The organism is Kitasatospora sp. NPDC004272, from assembly GCF_053603035.1.
Map to the genome: position 1 here is coordinate 1 of NZ_JBSGET010000198.1, position 11399 is coordinate 11399.

Genomic DNA, 11399 nt, shown 5'->3' on the forward strand with positions numbered 1-11399 from the left:
GCAGGCCGACCCCCTCCCCGCGTGGGTGTTCACCCGCGCGTCGGGATCGGCGGCATTGCGCAGTTCCGGGACTCCTCCATCCCGGTAGCGTGGCGGCGGACCGGCCGCCGAGACCTTCGCCCTGCTGGAGGGCCTGGGCGAGGGCTCCCAGGATCCGGGCTTCTCGCTCGCCGTCACCACCCACGCGGTGCTGTCCACCGTCCCGATCAGGGCGTTCGGCACCGCCGGGCAGCGGGAGCGCTACCTGCCGCGGGCCGCGTCCGGCGAGTGGCTCGGCGCCGTCTCGCTGCGCCAGACCCAGGGCGCCGCGCTCGCCCCCACCGTCCTCGCCCGGCCCGCCGGCCCGGGCTCGCGCGGCTGGGTGCTGGACGGCGCGGCCGACCTGGTGGCGGGCGCCCCCGTGGCCCACCACTTCCTGGTCGTCGCCGCGCACCGGGACGGCGGCCGCACCGCGTTCCTGGTCGACCGCGACCGGGCCGGCCTGCTGGTCGAGGAGGCCGGCCCGGCGGCGATGCGCACCTGCCCGTGGGGCCGGCTGGTCCTGGACGGCTGCGAGGTGCCGGAGGAGGCCGTGCTCGGCACCCCCGGCGGCGCCGCCGACGAGGTGGAGCCGCTGCTCGCCGCCCTGGACTGGGTCTTCACCAGTGCCCCCTGGCTCGGCCTGATGCGCGCCCTCACCCGGGACGCCGTCGCGGACTCCCGCGAGCAGCTGCTCTTCGGCCGCCCGCTGGTCCACGCCCAGTCCGTCCGCTTCACCCTGGCCGACCTGGTCTCCCGCTGCGAGCTGGCCGCCGGGCTGCTCCGGCGGGCGGCCGCGCAGTTCGACGAGGGCTCCCGGCCCTCCCTCCAGGACGCCGCGGCCGCGCGCCTGTTCGTCGTCGAGGCGGCCCGGCTGGTCACCGAGGGAGCGGCCGGCCTGTCCGGCGCGGCCGCCTTCACCGGCGACCACCTGGTCGAACGGGCGCACCGCGACGCGCTGTTCTTCGCCGGCACCGGCGGCGGCCCCGAGGTGCTGCGCCCGGTGATCGCGGCGGCCCTGCTGGAACTCGGCTGAGAGGGAAGGACGACACCGCCATGACGCTCACCTCCGACACCACCACGGCCGCGGACCGGGTTCCGGCCGCCACCGACCCGTCCGCCACCGACCCGTCCGCCTTCGACTTCTCCGGCATCGCCGAACGGGCCGCCGAGACCGACGCGACCGGCCTGATACCGGAGCAGAACTGGCAGGACATCCGCGACAGCGGCTACCTGAGGCTCTTCCACTCCCGGGAGATCGGCGGCAGCGGAGCCGACCCGCTCACCCAGACCCTGGCCATGGAGGCGCTGGCCCGCGCCTGCCCGGGCACCTACTGGTCGGCCACCGTCTCGACCCTGCTGTGCGTCAAACTGATCGCCACCTACGGCGACCCGGTCCGGCACGCCCGGCTGATCGGCCCGCTGCTGAGCGGCGAGCGGCTGGCCTGCTTCGCCGTCGTCGAGGCGACCGCGGGCAGCGACTCCGGCACCTTCCGCACCACCGTGCGCCCGGCCGGCCCGGACGGCGACGGGTTCCTGATCACCGGTGAGAAGTCCCGGATCACCAACGCCCCCACCGCGGACCTGGCCGTCGTCCTCTCCCGGCGGGAGAAGGCGCCGGGCGACGACGGCCCCGACTGGTGCCTGGCCTTCGTCGACCTGCACCAGGCGGGCGTCGAGCGCTACGAGATCCCGCACATGGGCCTGCGCGGCATGCCCTGGGGCGGCATCGTCCTGAGCGGCGCGCGGGTCGGGGCGGACGACGTGCTGCCCGTTCCGATCGAGGAGCTCTCCGAGACGATGGCCTGGGGGTGGCTGAAGAACTCCTTCGCGGCCATCGGCGTCGCCGAGGCGGCGCTGGACGCTTCCGTCCGGCACGCCCGCTCCCGGGTGTCCTTCGGCCGGCCGCTGGCCCACATGGAGGGCGTCCAGGCGCAGTTGGCCGAGTCCCGGGCCCAGATCGACGCGGCCCGGCTGCTGGCCCTCCGGGCGGCGTACGAGCGGGCCGCGGGCCGCTCCGCCCGGGACCTGATCGCCATGGTGAAGGTCTATTCGACCGAGATGGCCGTCCAGGTCGCGGCCCGGGCCGTGCAGATCCACGGCGCGAGCGGCGTCACCAAGGGCCACGAGGTGGAACGCCTCTACCGGGACGCCCAGATGAACGTGATCGGCGGCTTCACCTCCAACCGCCTGCGCGAGCAGGTCGCGGAGGACCTGGGCCTCGGCCCGGCCGTCTACCACGCCTTCGACTGGGTCGCGCCCACCGGGCTCGGCCACGACCCGGCGGGCCTGGACGGACTCCCCCGCTCCGGCGAGGCCGCCTGACCGGTCCCGCCGGGCGGCGGCCCTCCCCCGCCGCCGCCCGGCGGGACCCCTTCCCCGGACCGCGGACGGTCAGCGCAGCACGGCCAGCTGCCCGGTGGCCCGGGTCATCGCCACGTACCGGTCGACGGCGCCCTCGATGCCGTCGCCGAAGGACTCCGGGTCGACCAGCACCACCAGGTCGAACTCCAGGCCCTTGACCAGTTCGGGGCTGAGCGAGCGGACCCGGCCGCGGCCGAGGTAGCCGGGGTCGCCGATCACGCAGGCGGTGCCCTCGGGGTGCTCGGCCAGCCAGGCGTCCAGCAGCGCGTCGCGTTCGGCGCGGGCGCCGTGGTGGACGGGCAGGCCGCTGCGGCGGATCGAGGTGGGCACGTTGGCGTCGGGCAGGGCGGCCCGGATCACCGGCTCGGCCTCGGCCATCACCTCTTCGGGGGTGCGGTAGTTGACGGTCAGCGAGGTCATCGTGACGCGGTCCAGGCCGGCCCGCTCCAGGCGTTCGGTCCACGACTCGGTGAAGCCGTGCCGGGCCTGGGCCCGGTCGCCGACGATGGTGAAGGAGCGGGACGGGCAGCGGGCGATCAGCATCTGCCACTCGGCGTCGGTGAGTTCCTGCGCCTCGTCGACCACGATGTGCGCGAACGGCCCGGCCAGCAGGTCGGGATCGACGGGTTCGGCCTCGGTGTGGTCGATCAGCGCGTCGCGCAGGTCGGCGCCGCGCAGCATGGCGACCGCGCCCTCGCTGTCGTAGTCGGCTTCCAGCAGGTGGTCGACGACGCCGTCCATCAGTTCGCGCTCGGCGGCCAGCCGGGCCCGGTGGGCGCGCTGGCGGCGGTCGGCGTCGGTGTCGCCGAGCCGGCGGCGGGCGGCGTCCAGCAGCGGCAGGTCGGCGAGCGTCCAGGCGGCGGGGTCGGTGCGCTGCAGGGTGCGGATCTCCTCGCGGCTCAGCCAGGGCGCGCACAGCCGCAGGTAGGCGGGGACGGTCCACAGGTCGCCGACCAGGTCGGTGGGCTCCAGGATCGGCCAGGCGCGGCGCAGCGCGCCGAGCAGTTCGGGGTCGCGGCGCAGTTCGCGGCGGAGCACCTCGGGCGAGATGCCGTCCTCCTCGTCGTCGAAGGAGTCGGCGTTCTTGTCGAGCAGGATGGTGATCAGTTCGTCGAGGATCTGCTGCCGGGCCTCGTTGTGCGGGACGCCGGGGCCGGGGGCGGCGAACGCCTCGGACCAGTCCTCGGGGTCGATCCACAGCTCGTACCACTCGGTGGAGAGCTTGCGGCCCTCGGCGGGCGGCTCCTCGTAGACGGCGACGGCCTTCTCGATCGCGTGCACCATCCCGGCGGCGGCCTTCAGCCGGGCCGCCCCGGGGTCGGGTTCGGGGGCGACGGCGGCGCCCTCGGGCAGCAGGTCGCGCAGCGTGCAGGTCTGCACGCCCTCCTCGCCGAGGCTGGGCAGCACGTCGGAGACGTACGCCAGGTAGGGCTGGTGCGGGCCGACGAACAGCACCCGGCCCTTGCGGTGGCCCAGCCGCGGGTCGGAGTACAGCAGGTGGGCGGTGCGGTGCAGGGCGACCACGGTCTTGCCGGTGCCGGGGCCGCCGTCGACGACCAGGGCGCCGCGCGAGCCGGCCCGGATGATGGCGTCCTGGTCGGCCTGGATGGTGGCCAGCACGTCGCGCATCCGCGCGGAGCGGGAGCTGCCGAGGCTGGCGATGAACGCGGACTGGTCGTCCAGGGCGGCGTGGCCCTCCAGGCCGTCGGCGGTGAACACCTCGTCCCAGTAGTCGCCGACCCGGCCGCGCTGCCAGCGGTAGCGGCGGCGGCTGGCCAGGCCCATCGGGTTGGCGTGGGTGGCGGCGAAGAAGGGCTCGGCGGCGGGCGAGCGCCAGTCGACCAGCAGGCGGCGGCCGTCGGCGTCGGCGAGGCCGAGGCGGCCGATGTAGATCGGCTCGGGGTCGTCGGCGCGGACGATCCGGCCCAGGCACAGGTCGTGGCCGAAGCGGCTGAGGGTGCGCAGCCGGGCGGAGAGCTGGTGCACCTCGTTGTCGCGGTCCATCGCGGCCTGCCCGGCCCCGCCGGGGCTGCGGCGCACCTGCTCCAGGCGGGCGGTCAGCTCCGCGGTGTCCCGGCTCAGGGTGGCGGCGACCTCGGCGAAGTGCCGGTCGTCGGCGGCGATCAGGGCCGGGTCCGCCTTGGCGGCGAGCCGCTCGGGCAGGTCGAAGGCGCTGGTCGTCGGCTGGTTCATGGGTGGTGACTCCGATCCGCTGCCGGGTGGGCCGCGCTCCGTCCGCGTGCTGCTCGCGGTCTGCCCCGTCTGTGCTGTTCGCGCGGGTTGCCCGGTTCAGACCAGCGATTGTGCGGCATCGGGGGGGCCTTGCGGCAAGGCCCCCCTTGCGGTATAAGTTTGATAACGGCAGGAGAGCGTGCGCTCCCTGCCTTTCGTGCGTCCGGGAGCGTCCTCCGGGGGGCGTCCGGGAGCGTCCGCGCGCATCCTGCGCCGCCCGGCCCTCCGCTGTCCAGCGCCCGCCCGCGCCGTTGTTCACGCCCCGGCCACCGGGGTGCGGCCGGGCGGTCGCCCGGGGCGGCGACCATCCGGGGGTGACGTTCTCCCCCCGGCTCGGCGTGCTGCTCTCCGGCGCGGTCCTGTTCACCGTCTCCGGTCTGCTCGCGGCCTCCGGCGCCGCGCACCGCGGGCCGGGCGAGTGGCTGGGCCCGCGGGGCTGGGCGGGCGTCGGGCTCGGCTACCTGGTGCTGTGGCCGGTGCTGTACGCGGCGCAGGGCCCGGGCGGCGGCCGGCCGGCGCTGCCGTTCGCCGCGGTGTGCGCGGGCGGGGCGGCCTGCGTGCTGCTCGGGGCGGGGCTGGGACTGGTGCTGACCGGGTCCTGAGCCCGGCCCCCGGCCCGGCCCGGCGCCGCCCGGCCGCCCGTCGGTTCCCGCCCGTCAGTTCCCGTCCTCGCGCCGGGTCCGGATCAGCGCGGTGATCTTCCGGACGAGTTCGCTGTCGCTGCGGACGGCGTCGGAGTCGACCAGCGAGCCGAGCCGGGCCGCGGTGAGGGTGTCGTAGGCGGTCTCCTCCGCCTCGCCGGGGACGTGCTGGTACTCGGCGGCCGCCCGGAAGCCGACCACCGCGTCGACCAGCTGGGCGATCAGCCAGGTCAGGGTGAAGGAGAACGCGGCGACCGCGAGGACGGCGAGCGCCTGCTTGCCCAGCAGGCTCCAGCCGCCGCCGTAGAACAGGCCCTCGGTGCCGCTGATCCGGGCGGTGGCGAACAGGCCGACCATGAGCAGGCCGGTGAGGCCGCCGACGCCGTGCACGCCGACCACGTCGAGGGTGTCGTCCACGCCGAAGCGGTACTTGAGGGTGACCGCCCAGGCGCAGACCGCCCCGGCGACCAGGCCGGTGACGACGGCGCCGAGCGGGTCGATCTCGCCGCAGGCGGGGGTGATGGCGACCATGCCGGCCACGCCCGCGGAGACCACGCCGGTGGTGCTGACCCGGCCGGTGCGCCACTTCTCGACCAGCGGCCAGGTGACCATGGCGGCGGCCCCGCCGAGCTGGGTGTTGAGGAAGGCCGCGGCGGCGGTGCCCTGGTCGCTGAGCGCGGAGCCGGAGTTGAAGCCGAACCAGCCGAACCAGAGCAGTCCGACGCCGATCACCACCAGCGGGATGTTGTTGGGCCGCTCCTCGCGCCGGGCCCAGCCGCGCGGGCCGCGCAGGGCCAGCGCGACGGCGAGGCCGGAGGCGCCGGAGCTGAGTTCGACCGGCAGGCCGCCCGCGAAGTCGAGCGCGCCCAGCTTGTCGTGGATCCAGCCCCGGGAGTCGAACACCCAGTGCGCGGTGGGCGCGTAGACCAGCAGCAGCCACAGCGGCACGAACACCAGCCAGCCGCGCATCCGGGCCCGGTCGGCGACCGAGCCGCTGATCAGGGCGACGGTCACGACGGCGAAGCCCATCTGGAAGGTCGCGAAGATGTAGGTGGGGATGGCGCCGGTGAGCGTGTTGATCTCGATGCCGCGGAGGAACGCCCGGTCGAGGTTCCCGATCACCCCGGCCCCGCCCGCGTCCGGCCCGAAGGCCAGGGTGTAGCCGAGCGCCCACCAGACCAGGCTGCCGAAGGCCAGGGCCGCGAAGCTCATCTTGATCATCATCAGGACGTGCTTGAGCCGGACCATGCCGCCGTAGAAGAACGCCAGCCCGGGCGTCATCAGCAGGACCATGGCGGTGGAGGCCAGCAGCCAGGCCGTGTCACCGGCGTTGTAGGCCGGTGGCATCGGCGGGGGCGCGGAGAGCACGGGGTTACCTCCGGGAGGGGCGACGGGTGGTCAGGTCTTGCGCAGGTCGGGTGCGGGCCTGCCGGTGAGCAGCAGGCGGACGGCCCGCCAGGCGGCGTCGAGCGCGGCGGCGGTGCGGACGGGGCTGTCCTCCAGCAGGCGCAGCCAGGCGCCGCTGTCCTCGGGCAGGGTGGAGACGCCGTACAGCAGGCCGCGGCCGTCGAGGGCGCGGTGCAGGGTGTCGGCGATCTCGCCGGCGGGGCGCAGGTCGCTGACCGCGAACAGGGTGGCGAGGTGGTCGCGCCCGGCGAACACGGCGGGGCCGCGTCCGGCGCCGGGGGCCAGCCGCAGGGCGTCGACGGCGAGCAGGGTGCCGTCGGGGCGGGCGATCCGCAGGTCGGTGGCGAGCACCCGGTAGGCGTGCCGCTCGCCGCGGGCGAGGCGTCCGGCGGTGAGGGTCTCGCCGAGCACGACGGTGGAGCCGGGCGCGGCGGTGACGGTGGTGCGCTGGTGGAAGCGGGAGTCGCGGAACGGGATCAGCGGGTCGGGCAGGTACTCCAGGTAGGCGCCCTCCGCGGCGGTCAGTTCGACGCTCTGGCGGGCGTAGTCCTGTTCCATCCGGAACACCTTGGTGGCGGCCTGGGTGGTGAGGTGGACGCGGGTGCCGGGGCCGCAGCGGACGTCGATCCGGTAGCGGTCGGCCTGGGCGATGCCGCCGCCGGTGGACATCAGGTAGACGTGGGCGGCGTCGGGCCGGGCCGGGTCGATCCACAGCGGGCGCATGATCTGCAGCGGGGTCTTCTGGTAGCGCTCGACGAGTTCGGTGCGGCCGCCGCGGACGGCGAAGGCGAGGTCGAGGACGCCGACCTTGGCGGGTGAGCCGGGAGCAAGGGTGTCGGGCCGGGCGGCCCAGCCGGCCACCTCCGCGGGGAGGTGGCCGGCGGCCCAGTGCGCCGGGTCGAGCCGGTCGGCGGGCGGGGCGGCGGACATGGTCAGATCAGCGCCTTGCGCCGGCTGCCGAGGAAGGCGGCGAGTTCGGCGATGCCGGTGCCCTCCAGCGAGTTGGTGAGGATGACGGGCTTGCCCTCGCGGACCCGGTGGGCGTCGGCCTCCATCACCGCGAGGTCGGTGCGCACGTACCGGGCGATGTCGATCTTGTTGATGACGAGCAGGTCGGACTCGGTGATGCCGGGGCCGCGCTTGCGGGGCATCTTCTCGCCCTCGGCGGTGTCCAGCACGAACACGAACACGTCGGCCAGGACGGGGCTGAAGGTGAGGGTGAGGTTGTCGCCGCCGGACTCGTACAGCAGGGTGTCGACCTCGGGGAAGCGCTCCAGGAGTTCGGCCCCGGCGGCCAGGTTCATCGTCGGGTCGTCGCGGACGGCGGTGTGCGGACAGGCGCCGGTCTCCACGCCGACCACCAGCTCGGGGTCCAGGACCCCGGCCAGGGTGCGGCGCACGTGCTGGGCGTCCTCCTGGGTGTAGATGTCGTTGGTGATCACCGCCGGGCGGTGGCCGCGGGCGATCAGCTCCGGCACCAGCGCCTCGATCAGCGCGGTCTTGCCGGAGCCCACCGGGCCGCCGATGCCGATCCGCAGGACCTTGTCGTCCACTGGGTGCTCCTTCTCTCGGTCGGGGTGGTCGGGGTTCGGCCCGGTCAGCTGGCGAACAGCCGGGCCTCGGCGCGCTCGTGGCGGCCGGACATCAGGTCGGAGGCGGGGGCGCCGGCCCCGAGGTCGGCCTCCGGGCGGACCAGGGCCGCCCGGACGGCCTCCTCGATGACGGGGGCGGCGCCGCGCAGCAGCACCTGGGCCCTGCGGTGGTCGGTCAGCCGCAGCCGCAGCGCGGCGCCCGCGAAGCTGGCGGCGAACGCGAACAGGTCGGCGGTGACGGCCTGTTCGACCGGCACCCCGGCGGCGGCCTGCACGATCCCGGCGGCCACGGCCTGGCAGCCGGGGGCCCGCCGCTGCTCGACCAGCCGCAGGTAGTCGGCGATCGGCGGCCGGTCGAAGACCTCCGCGGCCAGGTCGAGCAGTTGCCGCCCGGTGCGGGTGGCGGCCTGCCGCACCTCGCGGCTCAGCTTGCCCGCGTACAGCCGCCGGTCGATCCGCACCGCGTCCTGCGCCCGCCCGGCGGTGACCGCCCGGTGGGCCAGCACCAGGGCGGTGGCGTCGGACGGGCCGACGCCGTGCCGGAGCAGGTCGGCGAGCAGCGCGGGCAGCGTCTCCGGGGTGACGGCGCGCGCCTGGGCGTAGCCCTCCAGGCCGTGCGAGAGGGTGTAGAAGCCGCTGGGGAAGGCGGAGTCGGCGAGTTGCAGGCTGACCAGCAGGGCGGCCAGTTCCCCGAGCGGCGGCCGCTGCTCGGGGGACGGGTGCGGCGGGCGGTCCTCGTCCGGGCCGTGGAACATCCGCTACACCACGAAGTACAGCTGGTTGAGCGGCAGCGACTGGGCGGGTTCGATGGTGGCGACCTCGCCGTCCAGGGTGACCTTGAAGGTCTCCGGGTCGACCTCGACCTTCGGCAGCGCGTCGTTGCGGACCATGTTGTGCTTGCCGATCACCCGGGTGCCGCGCACCGGCAGCACCCGGCGCTGCAGCCCGAGCGCCTCGGGGACGCCGGCCGCGATCCCGGCCTGCGACATGAAGGTGACGTGGGTGGCCTGCTGGGCCCGGCCGAACTGGCCGAACATCGGCCGGTAGAGCACCGGTTGCGGGGTGGGCAGCGAGGCGTTCGGGTCGCCCATCTGGGCCCAGGAGATGATCCCGCCCTTGATGATCATCTTGGGCTTGGCCGCGAAGGAGTGGATCGGCCAGAGCACGATGTCGGCCAGCTTGCCGGGCTCCAGCGAGCCGACGTGGTCCGCGATGCCGGTGGCGATCGCCGGGTTGATGGTGACCTTGGCCAGGTAGCGCAGCACCCGCTGGTTGTCGTTGCGGGCGCTGTCGCCCTCCAGCGGGCCGCGCTTGTCCTTGCAGTGGTGGGCGATCTGGAAGCAGCGGGTGACGGACTCGCCGACCCGGCCCATCGCCTGCGAGTCGGAGGAGACGATCGAGATCACGCCGAGGTCGTGCAGCACCGACTCGGCGGCGATGGTCTCGGCCCGCACCCGGGAATCGGCGAAGGACACGTCCTCCGGGATGTCGGGGTTGAGGTGGTGGCAGACCATCACCATGTCGAGCAGCTCGTCGACCGAGTTCCTGGTGTACGGCAGCGTCGGGTTGGTGGACGAGGGCAGCACGTTGGGCTCGCCGGTGACCCGCAGGATGTCGGGGGCGTGGCCGCCGCCCGCGCCCTCGGAGTGGAAGGTGTGGATGGTGCGGCCGTCGATCGCCGAGCGGGTGTCCTCGAAGAACCCGGACTCGTTCAGGCTGTCGGTGTGGATCGCCACCTGCACGTCGTGCCGGTCGGCCACGCTCAGCGCGTTGTCGATCACCGCGGGGGTGGCGCCCCAGTCCTCGTGCACCTTCAGCGCACAGGCGCCGGCCGCGATCTGCTCGTCCAGGGCCGCGGGCAGGCTGCCGTTGCCCTTGCCCATGATGCCGACGTTGACCGGCACCTCCTCGACGGCCTGCAGGAAGCGGGCGATGTTCCACGGGCCGGGGGTGCAGGTGGTGCCGTTGGAGCCGTCGGACGGGCCGGTGCCGCCGCCGATCAGCGTGGTGATGCCGTTGGTCAGCGCCTGCTGGGCCTGCTGCGGGGAGATCAGGTGGACGTGGGTGTCGATCGCGCCCGCGGTGGCGATCAGGTGCTCGCCGGAGATCGCCTCGGTGCCGGGGCCGACCACCAGGTCCGGGTGCACGCGGTCCTGGGTCTGCGGGTTGCCGGACTTGCCGATGCCCGCGATGAACCCGTCCTTGATGCCGATGTCGCACTTGACGACGCCGAGCACCGGGTCGATCACCACCACGTTGGTGATCACGGTGTCCAGCGCGCCCTGCGCGGCGGTGGCCTGCGGGTCGGCGCCCATGCCGTCGCGCATGGTCTTGCCGCCGCCGTAGACGACCTCGTCGCCGTACAGGCCCTCGCTGTAGTCCTTCTCGACCTCCACGACCAGGTTGGTGTCGGCGAGTTGGAAGCGGTCGCCGACCGTGGGGCCGAACATGTCGGTGTACTGCTGGCGGGTCATGATCGGCATGTCAGTTGGCACCCTTCTTCTTCCCGGCCTGCTTGCCGGTCTTCTTCGCCGGCTGCTTCCCGGCCTGCTTGCCCGGCTCCTCCTCGTTCTCCTCGTTCTCCTCGTTCTCCGCGCCCTCGAAGCCGTCCGCGTACGCCTTGCGGAACGCCTCGATCCGGGCCGGGTGGGAGACGGTGCTGCCGTTGAGCAGGCCGCTGAAGCCGACCAGCCGGCCGGTGCCGCCGTACTCGCACAGCTCGACCTCGCGGGTGCCGCCGGGCTCGATCCGCACCGAGGTGCCGGCCGGGATGTTGAGGTGCATGCCGAGCGTCTTGTCGCGGTCGAACCGCAGCGCGGGGTTGACCTCGAAGAAGTGGTAGTGCGAGCCGACCTGGACCGCGCGGTCGCCGGTGTTGACCACCTCGACGGTCAGGGTGCGGCGGCCCGCGTTGATCTCGATGTCGCCGTCGCCGTACAGGTACTTGCCGAAACTCACGGGTGACTCCTTGCGGCCGTCAGCGGGGACGGGTGGACGTGCTGCTGGAGGTGGGAGTGGGTGTGGGTGTGCGGGTGGTGCGGGTGGCCGTGGCCGCCGTCGGGGCCGTGGCTGTGGGCGGGGCCGTGCCGCTCGGCGGCGGCGAGCGCGGCCGCCAGGCCGTCCCCGCCGCCCTCCCGCAGCCGGC

10 protein-coding genes and 2 pseudogenes are annotated in these 11399 nt (G+C 74.5%); 4 read left to right on the forward strand and 8 right to left on the reverse strand.

Annotated elements, in window-relative coordinates; translation table 11 throughout:
- Nucleotides 1–118 precede the first annotated feature (118 nt).
- From ACWEO5_RS35885 to ACWEO5_RS35895, 3 genes and pseudogenes are all read left to right on the forward strand, one after another.
- Nucleotides 119–256: pseudogene (locus ACWEO5_RS35885) on the forward strand (acyl-CoA dehydrogenase family protein); the annotation flags it as partial.
- Between the two features lie 144 nt (nt 257–400).
- Nucleotides 401–1054, forward strand: coding sequence for an acyl-CoA dehydrogenase family protein (locus tag ACWEO5_RS35890; RefSeq protein ID WP_452166305.1), 654 nt, complete (start codon nt 401–403; stop codon nt 1052–1054).
- A 20-nt stretch (nt 1055–1074) separates the two neighbouring features.
- Nucleotides 1075–2343, forward strand: a complete 1269-nt coding sequence (locus ACWEO5_RS35895) for an acyl-CoA dehydrogenase family protein (RefSeq protein ID WP_452166298.1) — start codon at nt 1075–1077, stop codon at nt 2341–2343.
- A 69-nt stretch (nt 2344–2412) separates the two neighbouring features.
- Here ACWEO5_RS35895 and helR read toward each other — a convergent pair whose 3' ends face one another.
- The gene (helR, locus tag ACWEO5_RS35900; protein ID WP_452166299.1) at nt 2413–4575 is read right to left on the reverse strand and encodes an RNA polymerase recycling motor ATPase HelR; all 2163 of its coding nucleotides are present in this window, start codon (nt 4573–4575) and stop codon (nt 2413–2415) included.
- Between the two features lie 353 nt (nt 4576–4928).
- On the opposite strand from helR, the gene ACWEO5_RS35905 reads away from it, so the two are divergent.
- A complete protein-coding gene (locus ACWEO5_RS35905) occupies nt 4929–5216 on the forward strand; it encodes a hypothetical protein (protein WP_452166300.1) in 288 nt (95 codons plus the stop codon).
- 54 nt (nt 5217–5270) lie between these two features.
- On the opposite strand, the gene ACWEO5_RS35910 is transcribed toward ACWEO5_RS35905, so the two are convergent.
- The 7 genes and pseudogenes from ACWEO5_RS35910 to ACWEO5_RS35940 all read right to left on the reverse strand — a co-directional run.
- Complete coding sequence (locus ACWEO5_RS35910; RefSeq protein WP_452166301.1) at nt 5271–6623, reverse strand: ammonium transporter; 1353 nt, start codon at nt 6621–6623, stop codon at nt 5271–5273.
- Nucleotides 6624–6653: 30 nt separating this feature from the next.
- Nucleotides 6654–7592 (reverse strand): urease accessory protein UreD, encoded by a 939-nt coding sequence (locus tag ACWEO5_RS35915; protein WP_344559476.1) that lies wholly within the window; start codon nt 7590–7592, stop codon nt 6654–6656.
- Nucleotides 7593–7594: 2 nt separating this feature from the next.
- Nucleotides 7595–8215: an urease accessory protein UreG gene (gene ureG, locus ACWEO5_RS35920; protein WP_380275388.1), complete on the reverse strand. Its 621-nt coding sequence runs from the start codon at nt 8213–8215 to the stop codon at nt 7595–7597.
- Between the two features lie 44 nt (nt 8216–8259).
- On the reverse strand, nt 8260–9009 hold the full coding sequence (locus ACWEO5_RS35925; RefSeq protein WP_452166302.1) for an urease accessory protein UreF: 750 nt from the start codon (nt 9007–9009) through the stop codon (nt 8260–8262).
- Nucleotides 9010–9012: 3 nt separating this feature from the next.
- Nucleotides 9013–10737 carry an urease subunit alpha gene (gene ureC, locus ACWEO5_RS35930; RefSeq protein WP_452166303.1) on the reverse strand — a complete coding sequence of 575 codons (1725 nt, stop codon included), beginning with the start codon at nt 10735–10737 and terminating at the stop codon, nt 9013–9015.
- A 1-nt stretch (nt 10738) separates the two neighbouring features.
- A complete protein-coding gene (locus ACWEO5_RS35935; RefSeq protein ID WP_452166304.1) occupies nt 10739–11212 on the reverse strand; it encodes an urease subunit beta in 474 nt (157 codons plus the stop codon).
- Nucleotides 11209–11399, reverse strand: a pseudogene (locus ACWEO5_RS35940) (cobalamin biosynthesis protein CbiX); the annotation flags it as partial. The gene ACWEO5_RS35935 and the pseudogene ACWEO5_RS35940, both read right to left, overlap by 4 nt.